The 16,502-nt window shown below is 56.9% G+C and carries 10 protein-coding genes; 1 reads left to right on the forward strand and 9 read right to left on the reverse strand.

What is annotated here, in order from left to right; translation table 11 throughout:
* Nucleotides 1-107 precede the first annotated feature (107 nt).
* A complete protein-coding gene (gene amiC / locus INF73_RS03865) occupies nucleotides 108-1,361 on the reverse strand; it encodes an N-acetylmuramoyl-L-alanine amidase AmiC (protein ID WP_014885071.1) in 1,254 nt (417 codons plus the stop codon).
* Nucleotides 1,362-1,587: 226 nt separating this feature from the next.
* Here amiC and argA point away from each other — a divergent pair, with 226 nt between their 5' ends.
* Complete coding sequence (argA, locus tag INF73_RS03870; protein WP_014885072.1) at nucleotides 1,588-2,919, forward strand: amino-acid N-acetyltransferase; 1,332 nt, start codon at nucleotides 1,588-1,590, stop codon at nucleotides 2,917-2,919.
* Between the two features lie 21 nt (nucleotides 2,920-2,940).
* Here the strand turns inward: argA and recD are convergent, their stop codons facing one another.
* The 8 genes from recD to INF73_RS03910 form a co-directional block, all read right to left on the reverse strand.
* Nucleotides 2,941-4,761 carry an exodeoxyribonuclease V subunit alpha gene (gene recD, locus INF73_RS03875; RefSeq protein WP_193541398.1) on the reverse strand — a complete coding sequence of 607 codons (1,821 nt, stop codon included), beginning with the start codon at nucleotides 4,759-4,761 and terminating at the stop codon, nucleotides 2,941-2,943.
* On the reverse strand, nucleotides 4,758-8,300 hold the full coding sequence (gene recB, locus INF73_RS03880; protein WP_193541396.1) for an exodeoxyribonuclease V subunit beta: 3,543 nt from the start codon (nucleotides 8,298-8,300) through the stop codon (nucleotides 4,758-4,760). Before recB ends, recD begins: the two co-directional genes overlap by 4 nt.
* A complete protein-coding gene (ptrA, locus tag INF73_RS03885; protein WP_193541394.1) occupies nucleotides 8,297-11,179 on the reverse strand; it encodes a pitrilysin in 2,883 nt (960 codons plus the stop codon). Before ptrA ends, recB begins: the two co-directional genes overlap by 4 nt.
* A gap of 139 nt (nucleotides 11,180-11,318) precedes the next feature.
* Nucleotides 11,319-14,693: an exodeoxyribonuclease V subunit gamma gene (gene recC, locus INF73_RS03890; protein ID WP_193541391.1), complete on the reverse strand. Its 3,375-nt coding sequence runs from the start codon at nucleotides 14,691-14,693 to the stop codon at nucleotides 11,319-11,321.
* A gap of 12 nt (nucleotides 14,694-14,705) precedes the next feature.
* Nucleotides 14,706-15,029, reverse strand: coding sequence for a prepilin-type N-terminal cleavage/methylation domain-containing protein (locus INF73_RS03895; RefSeq protein WP_048999250.1), 324 nt, complete (start codon nucleotides 15,027-15,029; stop codon nucleotides 14,706-14,708).
* Entirely contained in the window at nucleotides 15,014-15,415 is a 402-nt protein-coding gene (locus INF73_RS03900; RefSeq protein ID WP_048999249.1) for a DUF2509 family protein, read from the reverse strand. Before INF73_RS03900 ends, INF73_RS03895 begins: the two co-directional genes overlap by 16 nt.
* Nucleotides 15,412-15,972: a prepilin peptidase-dependent protein gene (locus tag INF73_RS03905; protein ID WP_193541389.1), complete on the reverse strand. Its 561-nt coding sequence runs from the start codon at nucleotides 15,970-15,972 to the stop codon at nucleotides 15,412-15,414. The genes INF73_RS03900 and INF73_RS03905 overlap by 4 nt, the downstream gene beginning before the upstream one ends.
* Complete coding sequence (locus INF73_RS03910) at nucleotides 15,963-16,427, reverse strand: prepilin peptidase-dependent protein (protein ID WP_193541387.1); 465 nt, start codon at nucleotides 16,425-16,427, stop codon at nucleotides 15,963-15,965. Before INF73_RS03910 ends, INF73_RS03905 begins: the two co-directional genes overlap by 10 nt.
* Nucleotides 16,428-16,502 lie beyond the last annotated feature (75 nt).

The following is a 16,502-nucleotide window of genomic DNA, read 5'->3' on the forward strand; positions in this document are numbered from 1 at the left end:
AATCCGGCCCCCGCAACCAACACTTCTGAAAACAATAAGCACCCTTAAGGGTGTTTTTTTGTATCTGCCGTTTGTGAATTTGCCGGGCATTTCACCCGGCTAAAAACCTACCCGCGCCGCGCCAGCGTCGCCCCGTCTGAGAAATACGCCCGTATCCCCGCCAGAATCGACTCCGCCACCTCCTGCTGGAACTTTGCCGTCTTGAGCTTACGCTCTTCTTCAACGTTACTGATAAACGCGGTTTCTACCAGAATGGACGGGATATCCGGTGCCTTCAGCACCGCAAACCCGGCCTGCTCCACGCTGTTTTTGTGCAGCTTATTGATGTTCCCCAGCTTGCCCAGCACCGCTTTACCAAACTTCAGGCTGTCGTTAATGGTCAGGGACTGCACCATGTCGAACATGGTGTGGTCGACGTAGCGGTCGCCGCTTTTGCTCACGCCACCGATCAGGTCCGAGGCGTTCTGGGTGTCCGCAAGGTATCGCGCCGCGGTACTGGTTGCGCCCTTGGTTGAGAGCGCAAACACCGACGAGCCGCTCGGCTGGCGGCTGGTAAACGCATCCGCATGGATCGAGACGAACAGATCGGCACGCTGCTTCTGCGCTTTCGCCACCCTCACCTTCAGCGGGATAAAGACATCCTCATTGCGCGTCATGTAGGCGCGCATATTGCCTTCTTTATCAATTAACGCCTTCAGACGACGGGCAATTTGCAGCACCACGTCTTTTTCACGCGTATGGTATTTCCCCACCGCACCGGAGTCTTCGCCGCCGTGGCCGGGATCGAGCATGATCACAATCGGACGATCGCGCCCTGCTTTCCCCGGCTGCGGGCCGCTTTGCGCAGGCGGCACCTGACGCTGGAGATCGCCTTTGTTGTAATCCTCCAGCAGGGCGAGAAGCGGATCCTGAATATCCGTTGCATTCGCCGGGTAAAGATCCATCACCAGACGCTCTTTAAACGTCGCGACGGGTGCCAGGGCGAACAGCTGCGGCTTAACGTTCTGCTTAAGCTCAAACACCATGCGCACGGTTTGCGGATCAAACTGCCCGACGCGCGCCGATTTAATAAACGGATCGTCACCGCGGATCTGCGCCGCCATGCCTTTCAGCACGGAGTTGAGGTTCACCCCTTCGAGATCCACCACCACGCGTTCAGGGTTGCTGAGGGCAAATTGCTTATATTTCAGCACGCGATTGGATTCAACCGTCACGCGCGTATAGGTCGACGACGGCCAGACGCGCACCGCCACCACCTGACTCGTGGCGGCAAGACCGACCTGGCTGACGCTAAGCAACCACATTGCCCCGGCCCCTTTTAACAAACGGCGGCGGCTTATTGCTGAATTGGATCCCGACATGCTTCTCCCGAGCAAGAAAACAAACTGATATACAAAAGTGCAGATTGACCGAAAACTTTAACGAATGACGCATAAACTGTCATCTATAAAAGGGTAAACAATCATACGTTAACGCACGGATTACTTATTAATTTCTGTAGGTCGCAAAAAATTTGCACTTGCACACGCGCCCACAATCGAATAAAAATACATAAATTACGAATAAACATTCATTAAGGGTTGTGCCATGGTGAAGGAACGTAGAACCGAACTGGTCCAGGGATTCCGCCATTCTGTTCCCTATATCAACGCCCACCGGGGAAAAACGTTTGTCATCATGCTGGGCGGCGAAGCCATTGAGCATGAAAATTTTTCTAGCATCGTCAATGACATTGGCCTGCTGCACAGCCTCGGGATCCGCCTGGTGGTGGTCTATGGCGCGCGCCCGCAGATCGACGCCAACCTGGCCGCTCACCACCACGAGCCGATTTACCACAAACATACCCGCGTCACGGATGCCAAAACCCTGGAGCTGGTGAAGCAGGCGGCGGGTCTGCTGCAGCTGGATATCACCGCTCGCCTGTCGATGAGCCTGAACAACACGCCGCTACAGGGCGCGCATATCAACGTCGTGAGCGGCAACTTTATCATTGCCCAGCCGCTCGGCGTGGACGATGGCGTGGATTACTGCCACAGCGGCCGCATTCGTCGTATTGATGAAGAGGCCATTCACCGCCAGCTCGACAGCGGTGCCATTGTCCTGATGGGACCGGTGGCGGTTTCCGTAACCGGTGAAAGCTTTAACCTGACGTCCGAAGAGATTGCCACCCAGTTGGCGATCAAGCTGAAGGCGGAAAAAATGATTGGGTTTTGCTCCTCCCAGGGCGTCGTAAACGATGAAGGGGTAATTGTGCCGGAACTCTTCCCGAATGAAGCGCAGGCCCGCGTTGAAGCGCTGGAAGCCGAAGGGGATTACCACTCCGGCACCGTCCGCTTCCTGCGTGGCGCCGTGAAGGCCTGCCGCAGCGGCGTGCGCCGTAGCCACCTGATCAGCTATCAGGAAGACGGAGCTCTGCTGCAGGAGCTGTTCTCCCGCGACGGTATTGGCACCCAGATTGTGATGGAAAGTGCGGAGCAGATTCGCCGCGCGACCATCAACGATATCGGCGGCATTCTGGAGCTGATCCGTCCGCTGGAACAGCAGGGTATTCTGGTTCGTCGCTCCCGCGAGCAGCTGGAGATGGAGATCGACAAATTCACCATTATCCAGCGCGATAACCTGACCATTGCCTGCGCCGCCCTCTATCCGTTCCCGGAAGAGAAAATCGGAGAAATGGCCTGCGTGGCGGTGCACCCGGATTACCGCAGCTCTTCACGCGGCGAAATGCTGCTTGAGCGCGTGGCGGCACAGGCGCGTCAGATGGGGCTGAGCAAGCTGTTCGTCCTGACGACGCGCAGCATTCACTGGTTCCAGGAGCGCGGGTTCACGCCGGTGGATATTGATTCTCTGCCGGAAACGAAGAAAGAGATGTACAACTATCAGCGCCGTTCAAAAGTGCTGATGGCCGACCTGGGGTAATCCTTTCTTTGCCGGCGTCGTTCAGAGGGAGTCAAATATCGCGCTCAGCCCGCTTCGGCGTTCCGTGCGGGTGGCAATCGCCTGTACCAGCACCCGTTCATCGGTATACAGCGACAGGCGCTGACGCGCGCGCGTAATGGCGGTATAGATCAGCTCGCGGGTAACGACGGGGGAAAGCTGTGTGGGCAGGATAAGTGCCGCATGGTTAAACTCAGAACCCTGGGATTTATGCACCGTCATCGCCCAGGCAGTTTCATGCTCGGGCAAACGGCTCGGCTGGAAGGACTTCACGCTACCGTCCGGCATCTGGAACCAGACGCGGAGCCCCTGCCCGCGATCGAGCGCAATCCCGATATCCCCGTTAAACAACCCCAGCGCGCTGTCGTTGCGGGAGATCATCACCGGCCGGCCTTCATACCAGCGCGAGTGCGGAGTACGGTTGATTTTACGCTTTTGCGCCAGCAGCTGTTCCAGCCTGTCGTTCAGGCCGCTGACGCCAAAGGGCCCTTCCCTCAACGCGCAGAGCAGTTGGTATTCGCCAAACGCGGCAATGACCTGCTCCGGCGTGCTTTGCTGCTGTACGCCCGTCAGAAAATGTTGGTACCCCAGCAGGGCGTCATCCAGCATCGCCTGATACTCTTCCCCGGTTTGCAGCGATTTTTTCTCAATATCGGTAAAGGTACCGTCAAATACCGCACAGGTAGCGTGCCGGTCGCCCCGGTTCACCGCCGCCGCAAGCTGACCAATGCCGGAGTCGCTGCCAAAACGGTAGCTTTTTTGCAGCAGACACAGGCTGTCGCGCAGCGCCCCCGCAAGTAAATGGTTTTCAGCCGCGAGCGAACATCCGGTCAGGCGCGCCAGCTCCTCAGCGCGTTCAGCAGTATACCCCAGGCTGGCATAGGTGCAGATATCGCCCAGCACGGCCCCGGCCTCAACGGAGGCAAGCTGATCGCGGTCGCCGAGGAAAATGACGCGCGCGTGCGGCGGCAACGCATCAATCAAACGCGACATCATCGTCAGGTCAATCATCGACGCTTCATCCACCACCAGCACGTCCAGATGCAGCGGGTTACCGGCATGGTAGCGCAGACGCTGGCTACCCGGCTGCGCGCCGAGCAAGCGGTGCAACGTGCTGGCTTCGTTAGGGAAAAGCGCAAGCCGCTCCCCGGTAAGCGGCAGTTTTTGCAGCGCGCCGCCTAACGACTCCGTCAGACGTGCAGCCGCTTTACCGGTGGGTGCCGCCAGGCGGATACGACACTTTTGCTCACCCGATAACTGAATCAGCGCGGCAAGCAGCTTTGCCACGGTGGTCGTTTTACCGGTGCCCGGCCCGCCCGAAATCACCGATATCCGCCGCGTTAACGCCACTGCTGCCGCCACTTTCTGCCAGTCTGTCTCATCGTCAGAGGTAAACAGCGTATCCAGCGTTTGCCGGAGCAGTGCTTCATCGCACGGGAGCGGAGCATTGGTCTCGCTGAAGAAGCGCGCCACCGTCAGTTCGTTACGCCACAGCCGGTTCAGATACAAACGTTCACCCGTCAAAATCATTGGCGTACCGGTATCGGCGCTGCTGACGGCGGGGGAGCGGAGTAATATTTCTTGCCAGTCCACTGCCTCACCCAGAAGCGCGAAACACGCCTGTAAAGCCGGAGGCATTTTCTCATCCACCACCAGACGTGAAAGCGGCAGACAGACATGCCCTTCTCCCGCATCTTTACTCAGGATCGCCGCGGCAAGCATGACGGCAGGCTCTTCGCCCGCCACCATCATGGCAAATTGTACGTCCAGGTGGCGAAGTACACGTTGTTCAATTGCGTCCAGCAGTAGCGCCTGCATCGTCATGCTACTTCCTCCGTGCTTGCAGCAAACAAGTTATCCATCTTTTCAATCAACTCCACAGCCGGACGGGTGCTGAAGATACCCGAACGCGGGTCGTTAGCATCCACGCCGCGCAGGAACAGGTAAATGACGCCGCCAAAATGATCTTCATAGCGATAATCGGCCATGCGATGGCGCAGGTAACGGTGCAGCGCCAGGGTGTAAAGCTGATACTGCAGATCGTAGCGATGCATTTGCATCGCTGAGGCCATCGCCTGCTGGGTATAGGCTTCGCTGTTTGCCCCCAGCCAGTTCGATTTGTAATCCAGCAGGTAGTAGCGCCCTTCGTGGCGGAAAACCAGGTCGATAAAGCCTTTCAGCATCCCCTGCACCTGGCGGAAATTCAGCGGCGGACACCCGGCGGATAACGGATCGTACTCGCGGATCAGCGCATCAAGCGCCTCGGCCTTGAGCGGGCTGGCGATGGGGAGGTAAAACTCCATCTCCACCTGCTTATCTTTGGCGGTCAGCTGGCTCAGCGAGATCCCCTGCGCCGTGAGCGGCGCGTGCAGAACAGCGCGGATCCATTCAGTGAGAACCGGCTGCCACTGTGCGTCGTAGCCGCCGCTCTGTAACATCTTCAGCACCCACTCTTCTGATACCGGCTGGGTAAAATCCAGCTCTTCAAACAAGCTGTGCAAAAACGTGCCCGGCGAGGCGCCGCGCGGAAACTGATGCGGCGTGAGCGCCGGCTCGACGGGCACGCTCCCGGCCCCAGCGGCATCCACGTCCAGTTTTGGCATCAGATCTTGCGCAATACTCTGTCCGTGCTGCTGTAAACCGGAGTAACTGGTGACGCGCCAGTCGTCAGTGATTGTGCGAGCCACCTCGCGGGCATGCAGCGCTGACTCTCCCTGCTCCGGCGTCTGCCAGCGGCTGCTGTCGGGCTGGGAGGGAATATGCAGGGCAACATGCTCTGAGCAAAGTGATTCGATGCACTGGCGCAGCCCTACGGCATCTTTAGGCTCGCCGCGCTGAATAAGCCGCCCCAGCGCGCTCAGATGAAAATCACTCTCGCCGCTCTTTTCGCCACGGCGACGGAACAGCGGCGCGACGCCCAGGGAACAGTGCCAGACCGAACGGGTCAGCGCCACATATAGCAGGCGCAGGTCTTCCGCGAGACGCTCGGCTTCGGCCAGCTCGACGCTGGACTCCGCGTTGCTGAGGTCGAGTACCGCTTCGAACGACTCGCGATCGTGGTAAAAAGCCTGGTCCTGTACGCGATAATTGGCGATAAACGGCAGCCAGACCAGCGGATACTCCAGGCCTTTCGACTTGTGAATGGTGACGATCTGCACCAGATGTTTATCGCTCTCGAGGCGCATCTGCTGGCTGGAAGAATTGCTGTTAGGGTCGGCAATCTGCTGGGCCAGCCAGCGCACCAGAGCATGCTCGCTCTCCAGCTGCGTACCCGCTTCCTGGAGCAGCTCGCTGATGTGCAAAATATCGGTCAGACGGCGCTCGCCGCCCGCTGTCGCCAGCATGTTTTCCGCAATGTGACGATGTGCCATGAGCTCGCGCACCATCGCCATCACGCCGCGCTTCTGCCATTTTTCACGGTAGCGCACAAACTCTTCTACCACGGCATCCCACGCGGATTCGTCAGTATTAAGCGCATCAATGTCACGCGCGTTCAGCCCGAGCATCGCGCTCGCTAAGGCGCTGCGGAGCGTGCTTTCACGCTCCGGGGCCAGTACAGCCTGCAGCAGCCATAGCATCTCGAGGGCTTCCAGCGTTTCAAAAACGCTGTCGCGGTTGGAGAGGTAAACGGAAGGTATATTCAGTAGCGTCAGGGCGTCGCGGATAAGCGCGGCCTCCTGACGGCTGCGCACCAGCACCGTGATATCGGATGCCTTTACCGGGGCTGGTTTATTCTCCTTCCACAGCAGCGCATCGCCGCGCGCGCCTGCGCTGAGCCAGTCCCTAATTTGCGCCGCACAGTGCTGGGCCATTGCATTTTGATAGTCCGCGACGCCCCAGCCTTCCCCATCAAGTAGCCAGAAGTTCATGGCTGGCTGAGTTTCGCCATTAACCTCGAAGCGCAACGCGGTATTTTTAGGGGCGAACTTGACCGGCTGGAAAGGGATCTCCCGGAACATAAACGCCGTATCCATGCGGCTGAAGAGCGCATTGACGCTTTCCACCATGCCGGGAGAAGAGCGCCAGTTGGTGTCGAGCGTGTAGTGCGCGTCAACCTCGCTGCGGGCTTTCATGTAGGTAAAAATATCCGCACCGCGGAAGGCGTAAATGGCCTGCTTAGGATCGCCGATTAACAACAGCGCGGTGCCGGGCTGCTGGCGCCAGATACGGCGGAAAATGCGGTACTGCTGTGGGTCGGTGTCCTGAAATTCGTCAATCATCGCGACCGGAAAGCGGGTGCGAATCGCAGCGGCAAGCGCTTCGCCATTCTCACTGCACAGCGCCGCATCCAGGCGGCTCAGCATATCGTCGAAACCCAGTTCCCCCCGGCGGCGTTTCTCGCGCGCCACGGCTTCACGAATTTCGGTCATGGCGCGGACGATCATCAGATCGTTGAGCGTGAGGGGCTCCGCCAGCAGGGTTTCGATCGCTACAAACAGGGGATGCTCAGGCACAATGCCGTCGGCTTTGGTCCGCTCAGCCAGGAAACGTTGGGAGAATTTCTCCAGCGCGTCCGGGAGCTGGTAGCCCCGCGTCTCTTCCTGCGCCCACGCGCTGATCTTCTCGATCCATTTGCCCTGGTTGCCGCGATTGAACTTACGTCGATCGATCCCGGAATTCTCGAGGATCGCGTCAATCTCACCGACTGACTCAATCCATTTTTGTTTGATGTCGGCAATTTTAGCGATGATTTTTTCATGCCGCGAGGCCAGGGTTTCATCTGCTGGCGGCGGGGATTTGATGACCGGCGCCTCACCCTGCAGATAACGATCGATCGCGCGCAGCAGCGCCTCCGGGCCTTTCCATAACGCATGTACCGCTTCGGCGATATCCCGCTGTAACGGATAGCAGTGGCGACGCCAGAAATCCGCGCAGGCCTGATAGCGAAGCACGGATTCATCTTCAATAAGCTGCTGCTCAAACAACATGCCGGATTCAAACGCATTCAGGCTCAGCATGCGCTGGCAAAAACCGTGAATGGTGAAGACGGATGCTTCGTCCATCTGCCTTTCTGCGAGGAGCAGCCACTGGGCTGCCTGTTGCTTATCGGCAATCTCTTCCAGAAGGCTCGCGTAGAGAGGGTTATCCGTGCTCTGGCGCAGACAGGCGATGCGCAGTTCGTGGATATTGGTCCGAATACGGCCGCGCAGCTCAGCGGTGGCAGCCTCAGTAAAGGTAACGACCAGCAGCTCTTCAACGCTCAAAGGACGAGGAAAAGCGGCGTTACCGCCAAGGCCTAACAGCAGGCGCAGATAGAGCGCGGCGATGGTGAAGGTTTTTCCCGTTCCCGCTGAGGCTTCAATCAATCGTTCACCCTGCAGAGGTAAACGTAAGGGATCAAGGGACTCAGCGGTATCGGTCATTCTTTCTTACTCCAGGGCATAGATTGCTGCAACGCGCTGACGCTCTTCCAGACTTTCCAGCCTTTCGGGTTCACGTAGTCCGTTTTCCCGTTCTGGCTACCGGAAACCTGAGACAGGATAGTGATGCCCTGCGGCTTAATCACGGCCTGATGGAAGAAATCGGCAGCCTTCTGCGGCGTCAGCTGTTTTATCTCGGCCACTACTTTATCACGCGAATCAAATTTCAGATTACCGCGATCGAAATCTTTGCTCAGCTGTGACGCCTCTTCGCCCAGCGTCTGCGGCGGCTGCATCACCTGCGCGATGACGGCCTGCTGGATCTGAGCAAACTCTTCCGGCTTCATGGCCCGCAGTTTTGCTTCCACCTGCGGGAAGAACGCCTGATAGCGGCGCCAGAGATAGGCCGGCTGTTTGTCGCTGCTTTGCAGCAGGAAGCCCAGCCCCCATTGACGCCCCACGTTCATAGAGAAAGCAAATACCGCATAGCCAAGCTGCTCTTCTGTGCGCAGCTGGTTATAGAACCACGGCTGAATAATCTGACCCAGAACGGCGCTCTGCGCAGAGCTTGCGAATTCATCATAGCCCGTTGGCACAAACACCGCGGCCAGCGCGGAATCGGTGCTGCTCCCCGCTTTTTCAAAGATCACATTCTGTTTTTTCTCAACCAGCACGTCCTGGTTACGGCACCACTCGTCCCCTTTCGAACCGAGTTGCGTGCGAACATTTTCTGCCAGCGTTTTGGCCTGATCTTCGCTCATGTTGCCGACGATAAGAAACTCCGGGCGCGTGTTGGTTTTTAGCGAGTCACGGTAAGCCAGCACCTCTTTTAATGAGATTGATGGCAGCAAGGCACGGCGTTCTTCACGCTGGAAATAAGGTATTTGCGACAGCATTTGTGCCGGCATAAGCGCCTGATCGTAAGCTTTGCCCTTTTCTGCAGAATCCATCATCTGCGCATACCAGGATTTAGCCTGCTCAAGCTGCTCTTCCGTTGGCGTGTAGCTGAAGTAACCCTCGAGCAGAGCCTTGAAAAGCTGAGGCAGACGCTGAGTATAGCCATTTGCATTAAGCATCAAACCGTTGTTGGCATTGGTGGAGAAACTGATCCCGCCCACGGCCGCCTGGTTGCTGAGCTGATCGAGCGCGATACCGGCCAGATAGTCATTGAGCGCGAACATCACCTGATTTTTGGCGCTGTTCATCGCTTTCGGGTTACGCAGGACCACGCTGACATCGGCCTTTGGCTCGCTCGCAAAATAACGGCTTGGGGTATACACCACGCGCAGCGTCGGTTCATCAATAATGAGCTCCGGGTGCGGATAATCCTTAGTCGTTTTGATCAGCGAGAAATCATCCGGGATATAGGGGTTCAGTTCCGGCAGCGTCAACGCAATCTCACCGGCCTTCTTCTGCCAGTCGGCGAAGGTCTGGTCGCTGATTTTGTCTACCTGATAAGGGGCATCAACAAAGTATGCCGTCTTGTTATGCGGTTCGTTCGGGCTGATGTACCAGATGCGGGCATTTTGCGGCGTCATCATCGCCAGGCGCGCTTTTACCGCCTCGGCATCATAACGATCGGCAATATTGACCGCGTCGAGCGTGTGCGCCACCGGCACGCGGATCATGGTATCCGCCAGCCACTCCACGTAATCCATATCGCGGGTAATGGACGGGTAACGGAAATCGAGATCCAGCACGTGCGCCAGTTCATCAAAATAGCGCTTATCGACGCCTTTCTCGCGCAGTAAAGAGAGGTAGCTAAAGATAGCCGCCACCACTTCATCACGGTTGGCCTGACCTTTGTCGGTCAGGGTGGCGGAGATCGCCAGCACGCCGCTATTGCCGTTTACCACGGGATCGGAATCGGCGCGGATCCCTTCCACCAGCCCCTGTTTTTGCAGCCAGTCAGATAAGGTTCCCGGGCTGCGGTTACCGATCAGGTAGGTCACCAGCTCGTCGGTTTTACTGCGAAACTGGGCTGTGTTGTTATCAATGCGGAACTCAACGCGCAGCACTTTGCGGGGCATGGCAGGGACGTAGTGGATGACGATCCCTTTTTGCGCGTCCGTGACAACCGGTACGTCTATCTTCGGCAGGTCAATATTTTTATTCGGCACCCGGCCAAACGTTTGTGCCGCCAGTCCGGCAAGCTCCGGTAACGGTTTGTTGCTGTAAATAACCGCCTTCATCAGGTTGGCGGAGTAGTATTTGTCACGAAACGCATGCAGGGCGTCAATGACCGGGCTTCCCGGTTTATCGCTCAGCGTCTCCAGGTTACCGCCCGAGAAACGTGAGCCCGGATGCGCCGGGTTGATGGTCTCGGCGCTGACCTGCGCCATACGCATACCGTCCCGGGTACGGGCCATGGTCAGCTCCGCATTGACGGCATTGCGCTCGCGGTCGGCGTATTTTTTATCCAGCAGCGGCGCGGCGATAGCATCGGCAAGACGATCAACCGCCCCTGTCAGCGCGTCGTTTTCGACTTCGAGATAAAAGGCCGTGCGGTACGGTGCCGTGCTGGCGTTGTGGCTGCCGCCGTGCATTTTCAGGAATTCAGAAAGGCTATCCGGCTGCGGATATTTTTTAGAGCCCATCAGCGTCATGTGTTCGAGGTAATGCGCCAGCCCCGGATGCGCCTCAGGATCTTCCAGCGATCCAACCGGCACCACTAACGCCGAGAGGGATTTCACCGCCTGCGGATCGGAAACCAGCAGCACGGTCATACCGTTATCAAGGCGGATAGCCTGATACTGACGGGTATCTTTTTCGCTCTTACGGATAGTTTCCTGAACGGGTTGCCAACCGGAGTCTGCGTGAGTGACGGGTGCCCAGAGGGCGAAAAACAAAACAAACGCTTTAAACAAGGTGCTGCCTGGCATTACGACCTCTTTATCACGGCTACATCATTAACAAACTGCGTGCTGGACACGCCAACATCTCATTCTTTGGGTACATCAGTCCGTGATAAGAAGTGCATCATAAATGAACACCCCATACTGCGCAATTTTTATACAGCACTCAGGACTGATTAAACTTAAACAACGGTAACAGGTAGCGCTGTGCCTCTTCCTTAATAGCCTCGAAGTATTCTGGCTCAAGCGTTCGCCACAGGCGTTGATACCAGACATCTTCACCTTCACCGCGTACCATAATGTTTCCTTCATAGGCCTGCATAAATTTACTGCGCGCTTTCTGCAGCGAAGCCTCATCCGTTAACATCGCATCATTCTGTGCGTCATAACAGGCTTTTATCCACGCACCGCCACTTTCGGGCAGTAACAGGAGGGGTTTGTTCATTCCCTGAAGATAGCCCTCAATATACAAGGACAGATAGCGTAACGCCTGTTCTGCCTCCATGGGTGGGAAGCGCCATTCGCCCTCTTTGCGCACGAAGATCCGGCTTTCACCTTTATTCCCACCCGCACTGTAGACAAGATGTTCCAGCCAGAGTTGCAATCCTTGTGAAACGCTGAGCAGAGAAGGTCGCCAGCGCAATAGCCCATCCGGCTGAACCTGGGTTAGCCAGCCCGTGAGTTGTATGCCCTTGCAGCTGAGATCGATTTCGATGCTTTGTCCGGGCTGGCGGTGCTCCCTGACGCGCTCCGCCAGAGCGGTCATCTCCTGGCACTGCGCCTCCCAGACGATTTCCCCAAACGCACCGTAAGGTAGTTGCCCTGCGGCACGGTAGCGGCGGTAAAGTTTGTCTGCATCTTCCTCTTCAACCAGAGCATTAAGCAGCTGGAGGTTTAGCTGATAGCGCTCCAGTCCTTCCAGAGTAAAGGGTTCTGCATCAGGAATTTCGCTCTCTTCAGAGCGGAAGTTGACCCGTAATCGCTGCTGGAAGAAGGCGCGCACCGGATGCGCCCAAAACCGCTGAAGCTGTTCGAAAGTCAGAGTGTTGATGGGCAGCGGATCAAGCGGCTGAATAAAATCCGTATGGGCTCTCCCCTCTTTTTTCGCTGCTGGCAGCCATTCGCGGGCATAGCTCTGCTGTTCGCTGACAATATAGTTTACCGGGTCAAACGGCATGCGACTGTGGATACAGGTAATGTGCGCCTTCACCCGCTGCTCGCTTTCATCGCAGTTAAGCGCCTCATCCCCAGCCAGATAGTGGCTCTGGCCGATATAGTCCACCAGTTCCTGCACCAGAACGGAGGGGAAGCGCTCGCTGTTGTCCTGAATGGAACGACCGATATAGCTGATATAGAGCTTACTTTGAGCGGAGATGAGCGCTTCAAGGAAGAGATAGCGGTCATCATCACGACGGCTACGGTCACCCCGCTTTGGATCTGCGTTCATCAAATCGAACCCCAGCGGTGCCAAGGCCCGAGGATAAATACCGTCGTTCATGCCGAGCAGGCAGACCACCTTAAAGGGGATTGAGCGCATTGGCATCAGGGTACAGATATTGATGGGGCCTGCCAGGAAACGCTGGCTGATTCGCTCCTGGTCAAGGCGCTGCGTCAACTCATCTCTCAGCAGCGACAAAGGAATCGCTTCGAGATAGTGTGAATTCACACCCTCGTCAACGATAGCCTGCCACTGCGTTTCAATGAGCGCCATCGCCGCTTCGGTGTCATTGTCTGGCAGGAAGAAATCATTAAGTAACGCCCTGCACACCGGGAGCCACTCTTCAAGCGGACGCGGCTGCATTAGCTCACGGCGCCAGCGGTTAAGCTGCATCAGCAGAGAAGCTAAATGCCCTACCAGGTCAGCAATCAAACCGCTGGACTCATCGTAAGGCAGCACTTCGTTCCATTCGCCCTGGCTGCTCTCCATGGCGTAGCCCAGCAGCATACGCGTCAGGCCAAACCGCCAGGTATGCTGGCCGGTTGGGGGAAGCTCGAACTCCTGGACGTTATCGTCATCGATGCCCCAGCGAACGCCTGATTCGTTTACCCACTGGCGAAGGTAGCGCAGCCCTTCTTCATTGATGTTGAAGCGGGCTGCCAGCACGGGAACATCCAGTAACGCCAGAACATCTTCGGAGATAAACCGGCTATCCGGCAGTGAAAGCAGGGTGATAAATGCCTGCAATGCCGGGTGCGACTGACGGGCACGACGGTCAGAGATGGCGTAAGGCAGATATCGCTCACCCGTCGCACTGCCGAAGACGGCCTGAATAAAGGGACTGTAGCTGTCGATGTCCGCCACCATCACCACGATATCGCGCGGCGTCAGTTCAGGGTCGTCCTGCAGCATCGCCAGCAGTCGATCGTGAAGCACTTCGACCTCACGCTGCGGGCTATGACAAACATGGATCGTGATACTGCGATCCTCAGCGTCCAGCTTCCGCTTGCTGTCGCTGCGCTCAAACTCTTTCGCCGTCACGCCCATGACGGAGCGGTTCTCCAGATCCAGAATATCTAACTGAATATTATGCAGCAGACTATCCGGGGCGATCTCGACAAAGGCGTCAACGTCACCTTCGCCTGATGACGTAATATCGGAGAGCATGTGAATGTAATCACGCCCCAGCTTCCCCCATGAGGCAAGCAGTGGATTGGGCAGGTTCTGGATGCCGTCTTCATCAAAAAGCTGCCCGGCAGTCGAGCCGTCTTTAAACAGCGGGACGGATCGTTCTTCAAAAAGGCGCTTTCGCTGGCGAGTCACCAGCCGCGCAAGCCAACGTTCGTCGAGGATATCCCCCCAATACTGACGGCAAGGGTTGGTGAACAAAATATGAATATCGATATGTTTACCCAGCGCATTCAACGCTTTCAGATAAACAGGCGGTAATGCGGATATCCCACAGATAAAAACGCGTGACGGCAGTCGGGCTGGACGCGCCGACGCATTCTCGAGTATTGAGATAAACCGATCGTAGAGGTTGGCACGGTGCCACTTAGGCTGCCCAAGTTTCTCCGTATGCTCGACCAGCGCTTTCCAAAGCGGTGCCTGCCATATTTGCGCCTCCGGTAACCCTTCAACCAGTTCGCCCGCTTCCCAGCGAATTAACCAGTCAGAACGGTAAACAAGGTATTGGTCGTAGAGATCCGCGGTACGCGACGCCAGCTGGAACAGCTTGCGCTTATCGGTATCGTCATTGAGGTAGTGGCGCAGCATGGCGAATTCATCATGCTGGAGCATCTCCGGCAGCAGCGCCATCAGCTTCCAGCTCATGCCCTGCTTGTTGAAGGCGCTCTGCTCGGGGATGTCCGGTAACACGCGAACAAACATCTCCCAGATAAAGCTCGCGGGCAGCGGGAAATCAATATTCGCGGCAATGCCAAACTTACGGGAAAGCGACATTTGCAGCCACTGTGCCATACCGGTGCTCTGCACCAGCACCATTTCAGGCTCAAAAGGATCGTCGAGCCGCTCGCGCTCAACGATAAATTCCATCAGTGCTTCCAGCACATCCAGACGATTTGAGTGGTAGACCCTTAACATAGACGCTCCCGACTACTGGCTAACCGGGCAATGCAGACGCGTTATTTCACCGCGTCGCCCCAGAGGAGAAATAAGTGTAACCGTGATGCTGACACATCCTGCGTGCGTTGTCTGCACCCGACTGACCTGCCAGCCTGCGGGCAGAACATTTGTTGAGAGCTGAGCCTGATTCCAGGCATGGTGCCAGAGCTGACGATACTGGTTAAACAGCGTAAACCGCGCCGCCAGCGCCCGATGATAGCCGGCCAGTGCCGTGACGATGATGACCAGCAGCATCATCGCCAGCAGAACCTCAACCATGCTAAATCCTTTTTCTTTGCTTACGGCAGCTGGCATAGCGAACGTTCCTTTAGTGGGCAAAAATCACTCCAGCCGTGAGGCGAAAAGCGAATATTACCGTCAATAATCTCTCCTGAACGCCAGAGCAGCAGGTCGTTGACTCCGGCAATCAGTAAAACAGTGGTCTCACTCAGCCGCCGCAAACACACTTGCCAGGCGGGTGCCTTTTTGCACTGGACTTCAGGAGCGGGTGACCAGCTCTGAACGCGCCCCCACTCAAGCGCTGACTGTACAGAAGCCTGCTGCTGCAGCGAACGGCTCTCACCGCCAACGAGCGCGCTGAACGTTGTCAGCTGCTGGTTAAGGCCGGTGAGGATCAGCGTACCAAGCACCAGTAAAAGTAGAACCAGCGCCAGCGAAGACATACCGCGTTGACGGTTCACAGGTTGTACCCCGTGACCGTATACAAAGCCTGATAAGGCTCTCCTTCATCGCCGTTGCGCAGGGCGGACAGTTCGATATTCAACTCCGGCGCAAACCCGGCGTGTGTTACTTTCCTCACCACAAAATGCGCGATGGCGAGCCTGTCCGGGTTCGTGAGCTTTTCCCATCCCTGACCTTCACACGAGGTTGCCCCACGAAGCGTTTCCAGCGCGCCCGATTCCAGACGAAAACCGGTGCTGTCGTTTTCTGATGCACTGCGATCCCAGCGACCGTTACTGTTGGCATCCCACCGAACAATGACGCAGCTGCCCTGCCTTGCGATCGCCAGCCCTTGCCCCTGGCAGTTCCCCGCACAGTAACCCGCACGCTGAAGCTGTTTGCCGAGAGCAAACAGGCGCTGCCAGACCTCTTCTTCCAGCTCTCTCTGGCCGGATTGCAGTAATACCGCCTGATGCAATCCGGGTAGAAAGCGCGATGCGCCAATCAACAACAGGCTACTGATGGCCGTAGCAATCAGAACTTCTGTCAGCGAGAAACCGCGTTGTCTCATCGACATGAACCTCCTTGTGAGACCTTACACATTCTGATGCGCCCTCCGTCTGAGACCAGGATAAGCCATTCTCCGGCACGGCTTTGCACACGTATCCGCCCTGCCCATGCCGTATCCCTTAACCCATAGAATCCTAATGACGGTGTGACCTCGCTCACCGCGACCTCTGGCCAGAGTGGAATCAGAACAAAGGGGCTGCCCTTCTCACAGCCTTGTACGGCAGCGCTCACCAGACACTGCTGTCCCCCAACCCGCAGCTGGGTTATGTGATGGTCGCGGTTGTACCTGTTGGCATCATTTCGCAGAAACACCAGATAGTCGCGCACCTGGCCAGCGGTTTGCCACAGCCGCTGCTGCCGCTGCCAGCTGTCCCAGCCGTACAGACCTGAGGCGCTGAGTATGACAACCAGCGAGACTGCCACCAGCGTTTCGATAAGCGTAAAGCCGTTCTCTTTTTTCATGCGGGAAGTGTGGCGATTCGCCGTGGGCGTGGCGAGCGGTGAATAATGGTTTTACGAGGCGTTATCCGAAGTATC

It is taken from the genome of Enterobacter cloacae complex sp. P6RS (genome assembly GCF_014982245.1).
Lineage (GTDB): Bacteria > Pseudomonadota > Gammaproteobacteria > Enterobacterales > Enterobacteriaceae > Enterobacter > Enterobacter bugandensis.